Source organism: Hoeflea sp., from assembly GCF_039975035.1.
GTDB lineage: Bacteria > Pseudomonadota > Alphaproteobacteria > Rhizobiales > Rhizobiaceae > Hoeflea.
Window position 1 is genome coordinate 19,020 of the sequence record NZ_JBDWHW010000002.1, and the last position, 18,761, is coordinate 37,780.

Below are 18,761 nucleotides of genomic sequence, written 5' to 3' on the forward strand. Positions count from 1 at the left end.
ACCTCGTTCAACAGCCTGCGGCAGCGGCAGGTTTGGCCGGAGTGACGGGAACGCAACCGGGGTGGGAGCCGGTGGCGAGCGAAACGAACTGCCAGTTCGCCGCGATCACCACTGCGATTGCCGCGGCGGCGGCCAGTCCGGCAAGCAGGCGTGGCGACAGCGTCATTGTGGTGTCCCCGGCATGGCCTCGACATAAAGCGCAAGCATGCGGATGTCGGCGGTGGACAGGCGGTTCTGCCAGGTCGGCATGTGGCCCTGGCGTCCGTTCATCAGCGTCTGCCAGATGCTTCCCGCATCGCCACCATAGATCCAGGCGGCATCGGTGAGGTCTGGAGCGCCGGTGCCTTCAACGCCACGGGCGTCTTCGCCGTGGCAGGCCGCACAGTTTTCCTGAAACAGCACTGCTGCTTCTGACGGGTCGTCGGCAATGACGCCGTTCGAAAGCGTCTGGACATAAGCCGTCATCATGCGGATCTGGTCGCGCTCGAGCATCTGGTCGCGGCCGAAAGCGGGCATCTGGGCAAAGCGGCTGTCGGGGTGGGCGCTGTTGATGCCGACGGTGATGGTCTCGGCAATATCTTCAGCCGTGCCGCCCCATATCCAGCTGGTGTCGGCAAGGCGCGGAAATCCCGGGCCGCCGATGCCGTTCTTACCGTGGCAGGCCTCACAGTTCTGGCCGAAAATCGGTGCGGCGGTGTCCAGCGCACGGGCCATCAGTTCCGGATCGGCGCGGATGGTGTCAAAATCCAGTGTGGTCATCTGCGCCATCCAGTCGGCCCGCGCGGTGTTTGCGGCGGCGATATCAGCGGCCAGGTCGGTCTTCTGATCGATCCCGAGCACACCTTTGGTAAAAGTGCGTCCGAGCGGCCATGTCGGCAGCAGGATCCATCCGATCAGGGCCGCAAGGTGGGTGACGATAATGAAGATTATCACCGCGCGCGGAATCGGCGAGTTGAGTTCCTTGATGCCGTTCCAGTCGTGCCCGGTGGTGGTGTAGCCGGTGACCGGATCACGTTCTATTTTTGACATGGCTGATCCTCCGGTTCGAGAACCGAGCGTGCGGCATGGTCCGCCAGGGCTTTGCTGGAGGGACGATAGGTGTGGATCACCACGATGATGAAGAACCCCATCAGGTAAAACAGGCCGAAGGATTTGGCGATCATCACCAGCAGGTCATGGCTCAGGGACATCACTCGGCCTCCTTCTGGTCGGAGGTGTAAGCGGCCTGGGTCATCTGGCCGAGAATCTGCAGGTAGGAAATCAGCGCATCCAGTTCGGTCACAGTCTTCTGGTTCGAGAACCGCCGCATGTTCGTCGCCTCTCCATAGCGTTCGGCAACCTCGCTGGCCGCGTCACTGTCAGGGCTGGCCTGCGCCAGGGCGTCGTTGGACGCATTCTCGATCATGGCGTCGGTATAGGGCACGCCCAGCGTTTTGAGCGCGGCCAGATGTGCGCCCAGATCGGAGACATTGAGCCCGGTTTGGCCCAGCCACGGATAGGCAGGCATGATCGAGCTTGGCACCACGTCGCGTGGATTGTTGAGGTGCGCGACATGCCACTCGTCGGAGTATTTGCCTCCCAGCCGCGCGATGTCCGGGCCGGTTCGCTTCGAACCCCACAGCATCGGATGGTCATATTGCGATTCCGCCGCCAGCGAGTAGGGGCCGTAACGTTCGACCTCGTCACGCAGGGTGCGGATCATCTGGCTGTGGCAGGCATAGCAGCCTTCGCGGATGTAGATGTTGCGTCCGGCCAGTTCGAGCGGGGTATAGACCCGCATGTCCGGCGTGGTCTCCACCGTCTGGTCGATGGTGAACAGCGGCGCAATCTCGACAAGACCACCGACGCTGGCGGCAGCGATGATGCCGACCACCAGCCAGATGGATTTCTTTTCGAGATTGTAGTGGGCTTTGAACAGAGACATGGGTTCACTCCGCTCCCTGCAATGCGAATGGACGATCAGGTGCCTCGCCACGAACACCGCGGACCGTCAGCCAGATATTGACAGCCCCCACACAGATGCCAGCCAGGAACAGCACGCCGCCGAGGAAGCGGGCAATGTAATAGGGGCGCATCGCATCGATGCTTTCGATGAAGGAATAGTTGAGGGTTCCCGCCGCATTGTAGGTGCGCCACATCAGGCCTTGGGTGATGCCGGCGTTCCACAACGAAAACACGTAGGTGAGCAGTCCGGCAAGGGCGAGCCAGAAATGCCATTCGATGAGACGCGCGGAATACATTGCCTTGCGTCCCCAGATCAGCGGCACGGTCGAATAGAAGGCGCCGAAGGTGACCATCGCCAGCCAGCCAAGCGCGCCGGAATGGACATGACCGACGGTCCAGTCGGTGTAATGCGACAGCGCATTGACCGGCCGGATTGCCATGAACGAACCCTCGAAAGTCGACAGTCCGTAAAACACCGCCGCCACGAACATGAAACGCAATGTGGCATCGTCGCGGACCCGTCCCCACGCGCCGTTCAGTGTGGCGATGGCATTGCCTGCCGAGGCCCAGCTGGGCACCAGCAGCATGATTGAAAAGGTCATGCCCAGCGTCTGCACCCAGTGCGGCAGCGCGGTGTAGTGCAGGTGGTGCGAGCCGACCCAAAGATAGAAGAAGGTGATACCCCAGAAGCTGAGGATCGACAGCCGGTAGGAATAGATTGGCCGCTGCGATCTGACCGGCAGATAGTAGTAGAGCATCCCCAGGAATCCCGAGGTCATGAAGAAGGCGACGGCGTTGTGGCCGTACCACCACTGCACCATCGCGTCCTGGACGCCGGAGAAAGCCGGGTAGCTCTTGGTGCCGGCAAAGCTCACCGGCAGGGCGAAGCCGTTGACGATGTGCAGCACGGCCACCACGACGATGAAGGCAAGATAATACCAGTTGGCCACATAGATGTGCGGCTCGGCCCGGCGCGCCAGGGTGCGCAGATAAAGCACCAGATAGGCAACCCAGACCACCACCAGCCATAGATCGGCATACCATTCGGGCTCGGCATATTCCTTGGACTGGGTGACACCCATCATGTAGCCGGTGACCGCCCAGACCAGAAACAGGTTGTAGCCCACCAGCACGAACCAGGGGCTGAGCTGGTCGGCAAGCCGGGTGCGGCTGGTGCGCTGCATGACATGGAACGAGGTGGCGATCAGGGCATTGCCGCCAAAAGCGAAGATCACCCCTGTGGTATGCACCGGACGGATACGTCCGTAGCTCATCCAGGCCTGGCCAAAGGTGGCGTCGGGCCAAACCATCAAGGCGGCGACCCAAAGGCCGATGCCCATGGCAAACAGGCCCCAGATCATGGACAGAACAATGCCGACCTTGGTCGGGTCATCGTAATATTGCTGCAGCCTGCCCGGGTTTGCCTGCGGTTTTTCCAGCACGCTGGCCACGGCAATGAACAGCCCCGCGCCGAGTGCCAGCGCCATGAACCCGTGCACCGCCATCGGACCTTGCCTTGCCGCGACCGCCATCGTCAAACCCAGCAGTGCCAGAAGTCCGGCGAGGACAGCGGCCCACTGACGTTCTGTTCGGGACAAGTGTGCAATCATCGGAATATCCTTGTCAGGCAATGTGGGTCGGCGCGCATAGGGGTGTCGTGGTTGACTTGATCCCGGTGGAACTCAAATCCGGACGGGTCGGTGTCTGCCTCGGCGTGCAGAGACCCGAACCGCAAAGAAAGTCCGTCGAATCGGGTCTCTTAATTAATAGGTATTTAAAATACCTATTATCATGATTGCCCCCTGATGCAAGCCTCCGATCACTGGTATTCCCCGTTCTCGGGGGGCTGGCAAAACAGTTCCGACGGTCACGCTCGACCCCGGCCAAATTGCGGGCAGGCTTCATGTGCATGGATTTGACCCTCCCGATGGAGTGGCTTGGGATGACAGCTGGCTCAGAAGGTGGATGGACAGCGCAACAAGGCCGGCCATCTTGATGATTTCCATGGCGATATAAACAACATGATGCCAGTCAGCAGGCGTCGGCGTTCCCGAGATGATCGCTTCCACCCGCGCATCAAGGATCGGCAAGAGCCAGAATGACTCCGCAATCAGGATCGCAACAATCGCCGCCCCGAGAAGCCCGGATAGTGGTCTGCGTTTGCAGGCAAGAACGGAAAGCATCAGCAGTGCCGCGGTGCCCCATTCGATCCTCGAAAACAGCGAGAAGGTGGCCCTGCCGATTTCGAGTGCGACCGGCAGACTGAGCGATGGGGCCTCGAATTTCACCGGCGTGGCGATGAAGGAAACACCGAGAAGCATGCCGAGCCAGATGATCGCGATGAAGGCGGCGAGCGCTTCGGGCAACTTTGTGGCGGTGCGACGGTTCATGTCAGGGGGCCTGTCTGCGGGGCTTGTTGGTCATGCGGCTTGCGGAACCATCATCCGCCCGGCCTGTGCATTGCCTGTGGCAGTGGAGCGGCGCCATAATCGACAATGGACCGTCGCAGGACCTCTCCCGCTTCGGTGACCTGCAAACGGACGCGGCGCCCCTGGTAGAAGAAGCTCAAACGATAGGTGCCGGCATCGTCGCCGACACCGGTTTCACACAGGCTGGTGAGCGCGCCGTCACGCATCAGTTTCGGGACATCTTCCGGCGCGACTTTGAGGAGGGGACCGATAAGCGTTGCATCGATGACAATGCCGCCATCTCCAATTTCGATTGTCATGTCATCCCGCCTCTCTTGAAACATTGGAACCAACCGGCGGCGCGCGGCGGGCCAGACGGTGAAGCAGCGCGTTGAGCCTGCTCCATCCGCGTGGGTCGGAGTGACGCAAGCCCGCGCAGGCCTGCCCCGCAAGCCGGCAGGCTGCGTCGACCTGCCCGGCAGAAGCCAGAGCCTCAAGGCTGGTCACCAGAAGCCGGACCAGCCCGTCGTGATCGAGCGGCTGGCCGGAAGACGGTGCGGATAGGCCGCTGCGTGGCGTATCGATTTTGCTCATCAGTAAATCCCCAGATGCTGTCTGGCCTCGGGGCTCATCATGTCCGGTTCCCACCGCGGCTCGTAGGTCAGCTCCACCTGCACCAGTTTGACGCCTTCGACCGCTTCGGCGCGATCCTGAACGCCCTGCTTGAGATAGTTCGTAGCCGGGCATCCGGGCGTTGTCGTGGTCATGGCAACTGTCGTCATACCGTCAGCGTCAATCACGACATCATAGATCAGGCCGAGATCGACAATGTTGTAGCCAAGTTCGGGGTCGATGACCTCGCGCAGGGATGTCATGATCTGATCGACAAATTCGCTGGTCTCGCCGTCATCTCCCGCCGGCGTTCTTCGCGCCGGGCGCATCACCGGGGCATTCGACATGAAATGTTCCATGATCGTGCCAAGCAATGCCGGCTTGAGGTGCTGCCAGTCGCCGCTGGTCTTGGTGATGAGGATGTAGTCGTAACCGAACGCAATTGCCGCCACCCCCGGAATGCCGAACAGACGCTGGGCCAGCGGCGATGCCGAGGCCTTGTCGGTATTGTCGAACTCGATCGTTCCGGAAACATACACCTCTTTACCGGGAAAGAACTTCATTTTCGACGTATCGGGCATTGGTTCGGTCTGGATGAACATTGCTCATACCTCCATGAGGGCGGGAACGCCGGCGCTGCTATGCCACCGGTTCGCTGTTGCCGGCGACGCGGACCAGGATCTTGTAGGTTGTACCGTCGGGCTCGAAACCGCCCTGCCACTGATGTCCGCGCTTTTGAAGTTCCGGAATCAGGAACATCGGTTCGCGGCACAACAGCGCGGACAGCACCTGGCCATGCTGCATGGCCTCGATTGCAGCCAGGATCCGCACCATCGGCTCGGGCGGATCGAGTTCCCGATTGTCGAGATGCTGATCAGGCGCGGGCCATTCCGACGTACCATCTGGCGCGATGGGGGTCGGGGCGGCGGCCGCCAGGGCGGTAAATTCCTCGCTCCGTGCGGGCGAGAACAACACCTCCCACTCGCCACCATCCAGTTCCGTTGCTTCATGGGTGAAGCCCTTTGATCCCATCATATGAAACAGCGGTACCGGCTGGAACGTCGCCAGCAGGCGCAAGCCCTGGTCAGGGCCGAGCGCGTTCACCGCCTGCATGATGAGTTCGAAGGGTTCTCCGCCGTCTCGCAGGATCGGGCGAACGTCGAGATCGACAAATGAAATGGTCATGGGTTTACTCCTTTGCGTTCAAATCGAGGGTGGACGGGAGAGCAGCAGATGCGGTCTTGGCACAGCAACCGGCCCGGCGGGTCGCGCCGCCACGTCCGAGAGAAGTCTGGATCGGGTGAGTTCGCTGACGATCCCGATCGTGGCTATGAGCATCAGCGCGGCGGTGATGCGGAACGCGGTCGCCTGAGCGAACAGAAGTGCTGCCGTGCCGAGCCAAACGCCAAGGAAATAAAGCTGGAACCACTTACGGGCACGGTTCTCGACCACAAGATCCTGCACCCTGGGCGCCGCCATCTTGCCCAGCACTGGGCCGTAGCACTCGAGCCATGTCAGAAACGCCACGATCTTGTAGAGTTTGGCCAGGCCCAGGCCCGACAACCATCCGAAAGTCAGAAGAAACACCACCGCGCCAACGCCGTCTTCGAACCGACCAAGTGCGGACAGCCCGATTGCCAAGATAATGGCCACGGCGAGCGAGATGAGCGCATAAATCGCCATGCGGCTGTTGAGCTCGATGGTGCGGCGTTTGCGGGCGCGATAGAGATGCAGAATGTCGGCGCCGTACAAGGCAAGCGAAACCAGCCAGAGGATGCTGCCGGCAAGAAGCGGGATGAACAGGCTGGCCCCGTTCAGAACCGCAGCGAGCCCGACCGCCACGACAATTGCCAATGCGCTGATAGCGCAAGCCAGGACCAGTTTCGGCCGCGCGCCTTCGAGTTCCGGGGCGAGCATGAACATGGCAAGCAGCCGGTAGCTCACGCCGACGGCGGTCAATGTCAGCCATCCGCCGATACCGGCCGCAACATGCAATGGAAGCGCGGCGCCGACGATGACAAGCAGGGGTTCGGAGGTGGTCTGCTGGCCCAGAACGAGAGCGAAGATCACGCCCAATGCCACGGTCAGCACAAGCGAGACCAGTCCTGCGGCGACGAAGCGCGCCGGCAGCGGCAGCGGCCTGGCCGGCCACAATGTGCACCCGAGGTTCCACACTGCCAGCGCGAATCCGGTGCTTAAAACGGCTCCGGCTGCCGGCAGCAGCGACGGCAGATCCGACAACCCGCCGGCAAGTTGCCAAAATCCGGCAAGCAGCAGCCCGAGGCCTGCCAGGACAAGCAGCAGGGCGGGCAAGGGTAGTGTATCGCTGTACAGACGTCGCGCAATCAGCACGGGCGCGAACTGGAAAAGCGCGCCGCACATCAGCAGGCTGAGCCAGCCGATGGTGATCACGTGCACCAGAATCAGCGTCTCGGGGGCGCGCAGTCCTGCTGATGGATAGCCGAAGCCGGCCGCCATCAGGACCTCGCCGGCGATCAGCGCGGAGAGGGCGGCGAAGAAATAGGACATCGTCCAGCGGGATAGTGTGACACCTGGCATCTCATCTTCCTCCGTGATGACGCCAGGCGAACCCGGCGTCATCACGTCATCACGGCAGGCTTCAGGCGGCTTGCTCGATCTTGCCGATTTCGACGCGCCAGGCTTCGGGCCCCTGTTCGCGGTAGGTCCAGGAGAACTGGCCGGGATACTCGGCTTCGAGCTGGTAATAGAGCGGCTTGGGGTCATGGTCGTTGATCAGCTCGAACGCGCTGCCCGGCTCGAGCGCGTGGACAAGTTGGAAGATCTTCGCGTGACGTTGTGCGGGGACGAGACTGCGCAAGTCCACGGCTTCGGTTGTATCGGTCATTTCCGGTTTCCTTCTGTTCAAGAGCCATCACGACGGAGCAACGGGCGATTGCCAGACCGATGCAGACGCGGCGTTTCGCCCGTGCACGAGATCCGGGTTCAGTTGCACCCGTGGTCAAACCGAGGGGTGAAATCGCCTGCCGGTTTGACCGTGTGCAATGTTCTCATTTAAAGATGCATTGTCAATATATCTTTTATGAGCTAGATGTGTGTCGATGAATTTCCGTCACCTGTTGGCCTGCGGCCCTCTTGGAGAAACGAGACCTGACGAGTTTGTGGAGCACGCAATGAACATGATGCAATTCAAGCCTTTCGGGGCCTTTTACGACACCGGTCGTGACACGGGCTGCCGCGAAGCTGTCAGGTCCGAATTCAATCTCGGTGCGGGTGTGGGCGCAGATGACGGAGACATCATGCCGCAGCAAATGGTTCCGGATCTCGATGTGCTTGCCAGCGCACTGGTTGCTGCGTTCCGGGCGCACAGCCACATCAACAATGTGATGACGCATATTTCCGGCGCACGTTGGGATGACATCGAGCGTGCGTTGCACGTCATCCTCAATTTCGTGGCAGTTCCGTTTGGCCTGTCCCGGCTCGAAGCCAATATTCTTGATCTGATCTGTGCCGAGCGGGGTGTGACAGGGCGTATCTTCAAGCCCTATTTCGAAATGCTGCTCACACGATTGCTGCCGCCTGTGCAGGTGGCCCACCTGCAGGCCCACGTCTTGTCCCTCCATGAGGCCGCGCAAATGCGTGATGGCAGTTCTGGTCCGGCCCCGGGTGCGATCAAGACAGGAGTGGTGCGATGAGACATTTCGAATGTGGCGCCGCAAACGGCGCCTGCAGCCCGCCGGTCGCGTTTGAGGTGGATTTCGGTAGCCGGAACAGGCGCCAGCCCGAGGCGGGGCTTGATCCCTCCGAGATGGTTTTCATGGCGCTGAACACAGGTTTTTACCGCGACATGGGTGTTATTGCGATGATGCTGGAGGGATTGCGGGACGCAAGGAAAGACGAAGCGGAAGGAGCGCTGCGATGAAACATGCGGGAGACAAGCTTTATATGGCTTCCAATGGTATTGTGCAGCCCATCGGGCCGGAGACGGACGAGGAATGGGCCATCTTCATATCGCTTGTCCGCGATGAATATGATCGCCTGCACCCCGATGATACGTTTGACGACCTGAAGCGGCGCGCCCGGTTCTCAAAGGAGGATCAGGGAATCTTGCGAGACTGGATGGCGATTGCCGCCCAACGGGTCGCCGCAGCAACAGGCTGACGTGAGGACGCAACACCGAAACGCCGAAGATGCTCAAGGAGCGAAGGCATGACAAATTCCGAAGAAAAAAAGCCAGGCGCAGACAATCCACTCACCTACGAGACGCGCGACATCGATACAGACAACACGCTTCTGCCAATGCTGATCACGGGACTTGTGCTGGTGGTGCTCGGTGCAGTTGTGGTGATGATGTTCGTTTGACAGCTACGGGACAAACAGCACCTAGTGGTCTGGCCGAAACAGATGATACCCATCTGCTTCGAAAAGTCAGCCCACAAGCTATTGATCTGGAGGGGCGATTTGTCCTGACAGATGGGAACCATCTGTCAGGATCGCACCACTAGACATGTCCCCGGTCATCTCAGGCAGTGCTGTGGCGAGCCTGCGCCGTTGCGGGTATGGATCGCAACCAGTGACTGGGCCATGGTCGTGGCCTGTCAGCTGCGATATGCAATTGATCATCGATACCGGGGAATCTCATGAAGCTGACTACTTTTTCCGACTATGCATTGCGCGTGCTGATGTACGCGGGAGCCGCCGGTGATAGGCTGGTGACGATCGAGGAAACGGCCCGGGTCTACAGGATCTCACAGTCCCATCTGATGAAGGTCGTCAACGTTCTGACCAATGCCGGCTATCTGCGCGGCGTGCGCGGCCGCTCCGGCGGGTTCACGCTGGCCCGTCGTCCTGAAGAGATCAATCTGGGGGCGGTTGTCCGGGTGACGGAGACGGATTTTGCTCTTGTCGAGTGTTTCACACAGAGCAACGAGTGTCTGATCTCGAGCCGATGCCGGCTGCCCAGACTGCTCAACAAGGCATTGGCCGCCTTTATCTCCACATTCGATGACTACACGCTGGCCGACATCATGCTTTCGGAACAGGATTTTGCGCAATCGGCGCCGCCCAGGATCGCAGGTGATGCCCCGACATCGCCAGCGCGATCAGACTGATCTTCCAGCGTCGCTGCGGTCTGCCGGCTCTCGCGTCACGGTGCGGTCCCTGCGTGCCTCTGAATTAACCACGCCCGAGCTTGGATGATTGCCCCAGGGGTGCAAATCGCCGATCATGTGGGGCGGGGAATCAGCTTCATGGGTGGGCAATGAACGTGGACTATTCGGATTATCACGGTGCATCCGGCCGCGGGGCGCTGATCTGGCTCTATTCGATTCTCGCGGCATTTGTCGCGGTCCTGCTGGTTCTGCAAGTCCTGCCGCTGGTTCTGCCCATCGGGCCGATGTACTGGGACGTGCTGGTCTATTACGACGCGATCGGCCGTATCGCGCAGGGGCAATGGCCGGCGATCGATTTCTTCGTGCCGGTCGGGCCGCTTGAATATTTCCTCGCGGCATTCTCCGACTGGCTGTTTGCCGATGCGCAACCGGTGTTGCTGACCCAGTGGATCTGGCTGCCGGTGACGGTTCCGGTGATGGCGCTGATCCTGTGGGACACGGTGCGCCGCGGCTCGAAGGTCGCGCTGTGGCTGCTGGTTCCGTGGATGCTTTACACAGCGCTGCCGTTCAATGTGATCGATTTCTATCCCTATCCGGGCACCGACGCCTTCGGGATCTACAATCGTCACGGCGCCATCCTGCTCTATCTGGTGGCAGCAACCGTGCTGTTCGTGCGCGGCCCGGTGATTCAGACGATCATCCTGAGTCTGCTGGTTCTGGGACTGGCGTTTTGCAAGATCACCGCCTTTCTCGCCGCCGGTCCGATCCTGCTGTTCGGGCTGATCCTGGGCCGCATTTCGCTCGGCACCGCCATTGCGACGGCGCTGATCTGCATTGGCGTGACCGGAATTGTGGAGCTGTCGACAGGACTGGTCAGCCCCTATGTGCAGGACATCATCCTGCTAGCCTCGCAAAACACCGGCGCCTTGTTGCCGCGCTTCCTGACCGCGGCGTCACAGCATTTCAACGTCTTTGGCGCGGGCGGAATTCTGGCTGTCGTGTTGCTGATTACAGCGCTTTACGGACACAAGGCCGCGGGTGGCCGCGAAGCGGGCAACCGGATTGCCCGGGTGCTCGATGCTGACTGGTTCTGGGTCGGATTGCTTCTGGTGTGCGGGCTGTTTTACGAGACGCAGAATACCGGGGGGCAGGCTTTCCTGATGGTCTGGCCGGCGCTGCTGACGATCCTGTTGCGCCCGATTGGCGATTACGGCCGCGCCGGTGTGGCAATCCTCGTGCTGGTCGGGTTTACAGTGCTGCCCAACATCTCCACCATGCTGCACAAGGCGGCGCGGGCCGCAGCGGTGGCGCCGGGATATATCGAGCTCGACGCACCCGATCTGGGGCCGATCGGGCGGGTGTCGGCCAAGGACGTGTTCGTCGAACAGGCGGAGCGGATGCGCGGGATCTATATCGACCGGCGCGATACCTATGGGGCGATCGCCGAAACCGAGGCCTTGCCGTCCTTCATCATGTTCTCGGATCCCGATTATCAATATCTGCTGCTCAGGGAAATCCAGGCTGCAACGGTGGCGATCAAGGCGCTGGAGGCCGAGTCCGGCCGCAAGTTCGAGCGGGTATTCAATCTCGATTTCGCCAATCCGTTTCCCTACATCCTGAACATGAAAGGCGCCGACCATGTCGCGATCGGCGCGGACCCGAGCCGGGCCTTGCCCGAGCTTGACGCCAGGACGCGCGAAGCGGTCGCTCGGACCGATCTTGTGCTGGCTCCGACCTGTCCGTACCATCACGCCCGCAAGCAGCTTTTCGAGCATTACGCCTCGGCGCTGAGCGCACACACGAAGGTGACGCTGACGCCCTGTTTTGACGCCTATCTCCTTCCGGCGGCGCCGTAACCGGCTCGACCGGCGGCAATCCGGTGGACATGGCATTTGCCACCTTGACGGTTGCATCCCGGCGCAGGACAGTGGTGGCCTGAAACCAGTCCAAACGTCCGGAGTATGTGATGGTCATCGATCCGCCCTATCTGATTTTTCTTGGCGACGTGCCTGATGCGCTTGCTGCAAAGACCGGCCTGGGCATCGTCGACTGGCGACCGGAATGGTGCATCGGCCAGTTGCGGCTTGAAGGCTGCGGGGCGGATGCCAACATTCCCGACCTTTCGATCGAGGCTTCAGCGGCAGCAGGCGTCAAGACCATGGTTGTCGGCTCGGTCAATGCCGGCGGTGTGCTGCCCGCACATTGGATCAGCTCCATCGTGGCGGCGCTTGATGCCGGCCTCAATGTAGCGACGGGGCTGCACACGCGGTTGTCGTCGATCCCCGAAATCAGCGCCGCTGCCGCCAGGAGCGGGGCGAAGCTGCATGATGTGCGGTTCTCGGACCAGCGATTCGACACCGGCAAGGGCACGAGGCGTCCAGGCCTGCGCTGCCTGACCGTGGGCACGGATTGCTCGGTGGGAAAGAAATACACCGCGCTGGCGCTGGAACGCGAGATGCGGGCACGGGGCTGGGACGCCGATTTCCGCGCCACCGGGCAGACCGGCGTGTTCATCTCCGGCCGTGGGGCGGCAATTGACGCGGTGGCGGCGGATTTCATTTCCGGCGCTGTGGAATGGATCGCGCCGGCGGCCGAGCCGGATCATTGGGACCTGGTCGAGGGGCAGGGGTCTCTGTTTCATCCAAGTTTTGCCGGCGTGTCGCTGGGATTGCTGCATGGTGCGCAGGCCGATGCGTTCGTGGTTTGTCACGAGCCGACCCGGACGACGATGCGCGGGGTCAAACATGCGCTTCCGAGCATCCAGGAGGTCATCGACATGACTATCGCCTGCGGCCGGTTGACCAATCCCGCCATTGCCTGCACCGGCATTGCCGTCAACACCCAGAAGCTGGGCGAAGCCGAGGCCAGGGCGTATCTTGAAGGGCTGGCAACCGAGTATGGCGTCCCCGCCACCGACCCGATCCGTTTCGGCGTGAGCGAACTGGTCGACAGGTTGGCGGCGGTTGGCGGAAAAATGTGATCTATTGCGAAAGTATAACTTGCAACGAGGGCAAAGGCGAATAAAGTAAACGAGCGTTCATTTAATTCATGAACCAAAACCGAGACCGGCCGCTGAGAGGACAGCGGCAGGAATTTGGCAAGAACACCGGACCGACCGGTGCAAGACTGGCCATGGGAGCGGCCAGATGTGCGGATGTGATCCGCGCGCCCGGAGTTGGCGTCATGCCGTCCGGGCAGGGAGGAGAGTGGAGGAAATGGAAGCCACAGGTCTAACCGCCGGCGGCAAGCCGGTTACGTTTCCGCAGTATCTGCTGTTGAACGCCAAGCGCTTCGCGGCGCGGCCTGCAATGCGTTTCAAGGACTATGGTATCTGGCAAAGCTGGAGCTGGTCGGAACAGCGAGACGAAATTCGCGATCTGGCGCTGGGCTTGAAAGCCATGGGGATATCGGCGGGCGAACGGATCGCCATCGTCGGTACCAACCGGCCGCGGCTTTACTGGGCCTTTTGCGCGGCGCAATCGCTGAAAGCCATACCGGTGCCGATGTATGCGGACTCGGTGGCAGAAGAAATGGCCTTCGTGCTCAACCATGCCGCGGTACGCTTCGCCATCGTCCAGGACCAGGAGCAGGTCGACAAGATCCAGTCGATGGCGGAAGATATTCCGCAGCTGACGGACATCGTTTTCGACGAGCCGCGGGGCCTGCGCGACTATGATCGTGAGCATCTGCATGATTTTGCCGATGTGCAGGAATTGGGACGCAAGGCCGCGAGCGCCGATACATCCGCAGTCGCCGAGTGGGAGGCCGGGATCCGGGCGTCTGACGGCAGCGAAATTTCGGCTATTCTTTATACCTCGGGCACCACCGGTCGCTCCAAGGGCGTGATGCTGACGGCGGCAGCCTCGGTGAAGGCTGCCGAGGATACGTCTTCATTCGATCACATGAGTGAGCAGGACGAAGTGCTGGCCTATCTGCCGCTGGCCTGGGTTGGCGACCATTATCTCAATTATGCGCAAGGTTATGTCGTGGGGCTGTGCATGAGCTGCCCGGAAAGCCCGGAAACGGTGGCGCAGAATTTGCGCGAGATCGGGCCGACTTTCTATTTTGCCCCGCCAAGAGTGTTCGAGAGCCTGCTGACCAGCGTGATGATCCGCATGGAGGACGCCAGCGGGCCGAAGAAATGGATTTTCAATCACTATCTCGGCGTCGCCAAGGCCTATGGTGAGAAGATCCTGGAAGGCCGACCTGTGCCGTTGGCCGGTCGGATTTCCTACTGGCTCGGCGACAAGCTGATCTACGGACCCTTGCGCAATGTGCTTGGCTTCACGCGGATTCGCACGGCCTACACCGCCGGAGAGGCGATCGGACCGGACCTGTTCTCGTTCTTCCGGTCGCTGGGGATCAACCTCAAGCAGCTTTATGGCCAGACCGAAGCGTTCCTTTATGTCACCGCGCAGAAAGATGGCGATGTGCGTCCCGACACGGTTGGCCCGGCCGCGCCCGATGTGGAGATCCGCATCGCCGAGAGCGGTGAAGTGCAGTTTCGCTCGCCGGGCATGTTTGCCGGGTATTACGGCGATGAGGAGAAGACCAAGGAAGCCATAACACCGGATGGCTGGGTGATGACCGGCGACGCCGGTATCTTCGACGCGCGCGGCCATCTCAAGATCATCGACCGGGCCAAGGATGTGGGCAAGCTCACCACCGGCGCGCTCTACGCTCCCAAATACATCGAGAACAAGCTCAAGTTCTTCCCCAACATCAAGGAGGCGGTGGCCTTTGGCGACGGGCGGGACTTTGTTGCGGTGTTTCTCAACATAGATCTGACAGCGGTGGGCAACTGGGCCGAGCGCAACAACATTTCCTATGCGTCCTATCAGGAACTGGCCAATCTGCCGCTGGTCTACGAGATGATGGCGGCCCACATCGACCAGGTGAACAAGGATCTGGCCGCCGAACCGATGATGGCCGGCGCACAGATCCGGCGTTTCCTTGTGCTGCACAAGGAACTGGAAGCCGATGATGGCGAGCTGACACGGACACAGAAAGTGCGTCGCAGCTTCATTGCAGAACGCTACGAGCCGTTGATCGAGGCGCTGTACCAGGGCTCGACCGAGCAGTTCATCGAGACCGACATGACCTTTGAAGACGGCCGCAAGGGAGTGATCCGCGCCACCGTGAAGCTGGCGGACGCCAAAACCCATCCTGTCGCCAATGTGTTGCCGGAGGCCGCCGAATGAATGCGCGCGTCAAACATGTCGAACTGCATGCCCAGGATGATGGCCTCAATCCCGGCGACGTGATGCTCAAGCTCGAGAACGTCTCGCTGTCGTTTGGCGGGGTCAAGGCGATTTCCGATATTTCCTTCGACATCCGGAAGGGGGAAATTCGGGCCATCATCGGTCCGAACGGCGCCGGCAAGACCTCGATGCTGAACGTGATCAACGGGTTCTATCATCCGCAGCAGGGGGTGATCACCTTCCGTGGCCGGGCCCGCTCGCGAATGCAACCCTATGAGGCCGCTGCATCGGGCATTGCGCGCACCTTCCAGAACGTGGCGCTGTTCAAGGGCATGTCGACGCTCGACAACATCATGTCGGGGCGGACGCTGAAGATGCACAAGAATTTCTTCTGGCAGGTGCTCAATGTCGGGCCGGCGCGCAACGAGGAAATCGAGCACCGGCTCAAGGTCGAGGAGATCATCGACTTTCTCGAGATCCAGCACATCCGCAAGACCCCTGTGGGCAAATTGCCCTACGGGTTGCAAAAGCGGGTTGAGCTGGGCCGGGCGCTGGCGATGGAACCGGATCTTCTGCTCCTCGACGAGCCGATGGCCGGGATGAACCTTGAGGAAAAAGAGGACATGAGCCGCTTCATCCTGGATGTGAACAGCCAGATGGGCACGACGATCGCGCTGATCGAGCATGACATGGGTGTGGTGATGGATATCTCCGACCGGGTGGTGGTGCTTGATTACGGGCGCAAGATCGGCGACGGACCGCCCGATGAGGTGAAAAACAACAAGGACGTCATCGACGCCTATCTGGGAGTGTCGCACTGATGGATTTTCTCTATGCAATTCTCATCGATCCGTTCGTCCAGATGGCCGATTTGCCGGATTTCTTTCTGCAGGTGCTGTGGGAAGGTTTTGTGGCCGGCGTGCTTTATGCGTTGATCGCGCTGGGCTTCGTGCTGATTTACAAGGCCTCGGGCGTGTTCAACTTCGCCCAGGGCATCATGGTTGTGTTCGCCGGGCTGACACTGGTCGGCCTGCATGAAAAAGGCGTGCCGGCCTATCTGGCGCTGATTCTGACCATCGGCGTGATGGGGCTGCTGGCGCTGGCCGTCGAGCGCTTCGTCATGCGGCCGCTGGTCAACCAGCCCGACATTATCCTTTTGATGTCGACCATCGGGCTCACCTATTTCCTGATCGGATTGGGCGAATTCATTTTCGGCGGCGAGCCCAAGCAGATGATCACCACCGAACTGGGGCTGCCGACGGGGTCGACCGCGTTCGAGATCGGCGATGGCGGGCTTCTGATCCTGCAGCATATCGACATTGCCGCGGCGGTGATCGCGCTGATCATGGTCGGTGTGCTGGCGGTGTTTTTCAACAAGACCCGGATAGGCCGGGCGTTGCGCGCGGTGGCCGACGACCATCAGGCAGCGCTTTCGGTGGGAATCTCGCTCAACCAGATCTGGGCCATCGTCTGGTTTGCCGCCGGTATCGTGGCGCTGACCACCGGCATCATGTGGGGCGCGCGCTCGGATGTGTCTTTCGCGCTCGAAATCATTGCGTTCAAGGCCCTGCCGGTCCTGATCCTTGGCGGGTTCACCTCGATCCCGGGCGCCATTGTTGGCGGACTGATCATCGGCATAGGTGAGAAAATAGGTGAAATCTACTGGGGTCCGCTGGTGGGCGGCGGCATCGAAAGCTGGCTTGCCTACATGATCGCGCTGATCTTCCTGCTGTTCAGGCCACAAGGCCTGTTTGGCGAACGCATCATCGAGAGGGTGTAGCCATGCACAAGAGCCGTCTTTCCGCTATCGTCATTGATGTTCACACCGACCATATCGAACAGGCCGCCGGGTTCTGGTCGCAACTGCTGGGCCAGCCCTCGCATGTCGAAGATAATGGTCACAGTGCGACCATCATGGCCGGGGACAAGGGCGTGTCGCTGGTGCTGGAAGCCGGCCACAAGGAGGCACAGATCCATTTCGATATCGAAACCGACGATCTGACCGCCGAGATCCATCGCATCGAGTCCCTGGGCGGACGCAAGGTCGGCGTCGTCGATCATTCGGTGATCATGGAAGCGCCGACCGGGCACCGGTTCCGTCTGACCGGTCCGAGTTCACATGTGCTGCCATCGAGCGGCAATGTCTGGGGAGACGACTGATGCTGTACCGCGAATCCGGCCAGTACAAGACCAGCTATATTGCCGACCAGGCGATCTTCCCGATCCGGGAGGACCGGATCGGCATGGCGATCATCGGGTTGATTGCGCTGGCGATCCCGTTTGTTGCGAGCGATTTTTTCCTCAACGCCATCATGACGCCGTTTCTGATCCTGGCGCTGGCGGCAATCGGGCTGAATGTCCTGACCGGGTACGCCGGGCAATTGTCGCTCGGCACCGGTGCCTTCATGGGCGTGGGCGCCTATAGCTGCTACAAGCTGACATCGATCTTTCCGGACACGAATATCGTCATTCTTGTCCTGCTTTCCGGGCTTTTCTCCGCAGGTATTGGCGTGATCTTTGGGCTGCCGTCGCTCAGGATCAAGGGGCTGTATCTGGCGGTGACGACGCTGGCGGCGCAGTTCTTTATCGAATGGTGCTTCATCCGTGTGCCGTGGCTCTACAACTACAATGCGTCGGGCGCGATCGAGGTGCCGGAACGGCGCGGCTTTGGCGACATCATTCTGACCGGCCCGTCGGCTGCACCGATGACCCAGTATTTTGTCGTTCTTGGCATCGTGGTGGTGGTGACACTTGCCGTCAAGAACATCGTGCGCGGGCGGATTGGCCGGCAGTGGATGATGATCCGCGACATGGACATCGCGGCGGAACTGATGGGCGTGCGGCCACTGACGGCCAAGCTTTCGGCCTTCGCCGTGTCGTCCTATCTGTGCGGCGTTGCAGGTGCGATGTTCATCTTTTTCTATCTCGGTGCTGCCGAACCGTCGGCGTTTTCGATCACACTGTCGTTCCAGATCCTGTTCATGGTGATCCTGGGCGGGCTGGGCAGTCTTGTCGGTTCGTTTTTCGGCGCGGCCTTCATCTGGGGATTGCCCATCGCGCTGCGCGTCGGACTGCCAGCCTTGGGCATAGATGTCGGCGCCGAAATCGTGTTCCAGATCGCCCAGATGCTGGTTGGCGCCCTCATTATCTTCTTCCTGATCGCCGAGCCACACGGACTGGCGCGGCTTTGGTCGATCGGCAAGGAAAAACTGCGTGTCTGGCCGTTCCCTTACGCCTGAACACGGACGAAATGCCTGGCTATGCGGGCATCAACGAAGACGCCGGGCTGTTGAGCCAGGTCCGGTCGCACCCTTTGGCTCAGACGTAAATGCGATCATGGGAGGAAAACATGAAATTGCTTAAAACCACAGCAGCACTTGCCGTCGTCCTAGCGTCAGCTATGGCGCTGCCTGCGCAAGCAGAAGACAGTGTGTATATCCAGCTTCCGACATACCGTACCGGCCCTTATGCCGGTTCGGGCATCCCCATTGCCAATGGCATGCACG

At 60.7% G+C, this 18,761-nt stretch carries 24 protein-coding genes; 12 read left to right on the forward strand and 12 right to left on the reverse strand.

Going from position 1 to position 18,761, the window contains the following annotated elements:
- Positions 1-7: 7 nt before the first annotated feature.
- The 12 genes from ABJN75_RS00165 to ABJN75_RS00220 form a co-directional block, all read right to left on the reverse strand.
- Positions 8-166 carry a hypothetical protein gene (locus ABJN75_RS00165; RefSeq protein ID WP_348435667.1) on the reverse strand — a complete coding sequence of 53 codons (159 nt, stop codon included), beginning with the start codon at positions 164-166 and terminating at the stop codon, positions 8-10.
- Positions 163-1,029, reverse strand: a complete 867-nt coding sequence (ccoP, locus tag ABJN75_RS00170) for a cytochrome-c oxidase, cbb3-type subunit III (RefSeq protein ID WP_348435669.1) — start codon at positions 1,027-1,029, stop codon at positions 163-165. The genes ABJN75_RS00165 and ccoP overlap by 4 nt, the downstream gene beginning before the upstream one ends.
- Positions 1,017-1,190, reverse strand: coding sequence for a cbb3-type cytochrome c oxidase subunit 3 (locus tag ABJN75_RS00175; protein ID WP_348435671.1), 174 nt, complete (start codon positions 1,188-1,190; stop codon positions 1,017-1,019). The genes ccoP and ABJN75_RS00175 overlap by 13 nt, the downstream gene beginning before the upstream one ends.
- Positions 1,190-1,924, reverse strand: coding sequence for a cytochrome-c oxidase, cbb3-type subunit II (ccoO, locus tag ABJN75_RS00180; protein WP_348435673.1), 735 nt, complete (start codon positions 1,922-1,924; stop codon positions 1,190-1,192). Before ccoO ends, ABJN75_RS00175 begins: the two co-directional genes overlap by 1 nt.
- Positions 1,925-1,928: 4 nt before the next feature.
- The gene (gene ccoN, locus ABJN75_RS00185; protein WP_348435675.1) at positions 1,929-3,554 is read right to left on the reverse strand and encodes a cytochrome-c oxidase, cbb3-type subunit I; all 1,626 of its coding nucleotides are present in this window, start codon (positions 3,552-3,554) and stop codon (positions 1,929-1,931) included.
- Between the two features lie 291 nt (positions 3,555-3,845).
- Positions 3,846-4,334, reverse strand: coding sequence for a DUF4149 domain-containing protein (locus tag ABJN75_RS00190; RefSeq protein WP_348435677.1), 489 nt, complete (start codon positions 4,332-4,334; stop codon positions 3,846-3,848).
- A 50-nt stretch (positions 4,335-4,384) separates the two neighbouring features.
- Complete coding sequence (locus ABJN75_RS00195; RefSeq protein WP_348435679.1) at positions 4,385-4,672, reverse strand: DUF6522 family protein; 288 nt, start codon at positions 4,670-4,672, stop codon at positions 4,385-4,387.
- A gap of 1 nt (position 4,673) precedes the next feature.
- Positions 4,674-4,946 carry a hypothetical protein gene (locus ABJN75_RS00200; RefSeq protein WP_348435681.1) on the reverse strand — a complete coding sequence of 91 codons (273 nt, stop codon included), beginning with the start codon at positions 4,944-4,946 and terminating at the stop codon, positions 4,674-4,676.
- Positions 4,946-5,566 (reverse strand): NifU N-terminal domain-containing protein, encoded by a 621-nt coding sequence (locus ABJN75_RS00205; protein ID WP_348435683.1) that lies wholly within the window; start codon positions 5,564-5,566, stop codon positions 4,946-4,948. The genes ABJN75_RS00200 and ABJN75_RS00205 overlap by 1 nt, the downstream gene beginning before the upstream one ends.
- 37 nt (positions 5,567-5,603) lie before the next feature.
- Positions 5,604-6,149 (reverse strand): DUF2249 domain-containing protein, encoded by a 546-nt coding sequence (locus ABJN75_RS00210; RefSeq protein WP_348435685.1) that lies wholly within the window; start codon positions 6,147-6,149, stop codon positions 5,604-5,606.
- A gap of 18 nt (positions 6,150-6,167) precedes the next feature.
- Positions 6,168-7,523: a hypothetical protein gene (locus tag ABJN75_RS00215; protein ID WP_348435687.1), complete on the reverse strand. Its 1,356-nt coding sequence runs from the start codon at positions 7,521-7,523 to the stop codon at positions 6,168-6,170.
- A gap of 61 nt (positions 7,524-7,584) precedes the next feature.
- Positions 7,585-7,830: a DUF2249 domain-containing protein gene (locus ABJN75_RS00220; protein ID WP_348435689.1), complete on the reverse strand. Its 246-nt coding sequence runs from the start codon at positions 7,828-7,830 to the stop codon at positions 7,585-7,587.
- A 286-nt stretch (positions 7,831-8,116) separates the two neighbouring features.
- Here ABJN75_RS00220 and ABJN75_RS00225 point away from each other — a divergent pair, with 286 nt between their 5' ends.
- The 12 genes from ABJN75_RS00225 (at position 8,117) to ABJN75_RS00280 (ending at position 18,494) form a co-directional block, all read left to right on the forward strand.
- Positions 8,117-8,638, forward strand: coding sequence for a hypothetical protein (locus ABJN75_RS00225; protein ID WP_348435691.1), 522 nt, complete (start codon positions 8,117-8,119; stop codon positions 8,636-8,638).
- Positions 8,635-8,865, forward strand: coding sequence for a hypothetical protein (locus ABJN75_RS00230; protein WP_348435693.1), 231 nt, complete (start codon positions 8,635-8,637; stop codon positions 8,863-8,865). The genes ABJN75_RS00225 and ABJN75_RS00230 overlap by 4 nt, the downstream gene beginning before the upstream one ends.
- Entirely contained in the window at positions 8,862-9,104 is a 243-nt protein-coding gene (locus tag ABJN75_RS00235) for a hypothetical protein (protein WP_348435695.1), read from the forward strand. The genes ABJN75_RS00230 and ABJN75_RS00235 overlap by 4 nt, the downstream gene beginning before the upstream one ends.
- A 48-nt stretch (positions 9,105-9,152) precedes the next feature.
- A complete protein-coding gene (locus ABJN75_RS00240) occupies positions 9,153-9,305 on the forward strand; it encodes a hypothetical protein (RefSeq protein WP_348435697.1) in 153 nt (50 codons plus the stop codon).
- A gap of 278 nt (positions 9,306-9,583) precedes the next feature.
- Positions 9,584-10,054 (forward strand): Rrf2 family transcriptional regulator, encoded by a 471-nt coding sequence (locus ABJN75_RS00245; protein WP_348435699.1) that lies wholly within the window; start codon positions 9,584-9,586, stop codon positions 10,052-10,054.
- 149 nt (positions 10,055-10,203) lie between these two features.
- The gene (locus ABJN75_RS00250; RefSeq protein WP_348435701.1) at positions 10,204-11,910 is read left to right on the forward strand and encodes a hypothetical protein; all 1,707 of its coding nucleotides are present in this window, start codon (positions 10,204-10,206) and stop codon (positions 11,908-11,910) included.
- A gap of 110 nt (positions 11,911-12,020) precedes the next feature.
- Positions 12,021-13,034: an N-acetyltransferase DgcN gene (dgcN, locus tag ABJN75_RS00255; RefSeq protein ID WP_348435703.1), complete on the forward strand. Its 1,014-nt coding sequence runs from the start codon at positions 12,021-12,023 to the stop codon at positions 13,032-13,034.
- A gap of 235 nt (positions 13,035-13,269) precedes the next feature.
- Positions 13,270-15,255, forward strand: a complete 1,986-nt coding sequence (locus tag ABJN75_RS00260; protein WP_348435705.1) for an AMP-binding protein — start codon at positions 13,270-13,272, stop codon at positions 15,253-15,255.
- Positions 15,252-16,076, forward strand: a complete 825-nt coding sequence (locus tag ABJN75_RS00265) for an ABC transporter ATP-binding protein (protein WP_348435707.1) — start codon at positions 15,252-15,254, stop codon at positions 16,074-16,076. The genes ABJN75_RS00260 and ABJN75_RS00265 overlap by 4 nt, the downstream gene beginning before the upstream one ends.
- The gene (locus tag ABJN75_RS00270) at positions 16,076-17,035 is read left to right on the forward strand and encodes a branched-chain amino acid ABC transporter permease (RefSeq protein ID WP_348435709.1); all 960 of its coding nucleotides are present in this window, start codon (positions 16,076-16,078) and stop codon (positions 17,033-17,035) included. The genes ABJN75_RS00265 and ABJN75_RS00270 overlap by 1 nt, the downstream gene beginning before the upstream one ends.
- Positions 17,036-17,037: 2 nt before the next feature.
- Positions 17,038-17,415 (forward strand): VOC family protein, encoded by a 378-nt coding sequence (locus ABJN75_RS00275; RefSeq protein ID WP_348435711.1) that lies wholly within the window; start codon positions 17,038-17,040, stop codon positions 17,413-17,415.
- Positions 17,415-18,494 (forward strand): branched-chain amino acid ABC transporter permease, encoded by a 1,080-nt coding sequence (locus ABJN75_RS00280; RefSeq protein ID WP_348435713.1) that lies wholly within the window; start codon positions 17,415-17,417, stop codon positions 18,492-18,494. Before ABJN75_RS00275 ends, ABJN75_RS00280 begins: the two co-directional genes overlap by 1 nt.
- Positions 18,495-18,761: the final 267 nt, after the last annotated feature.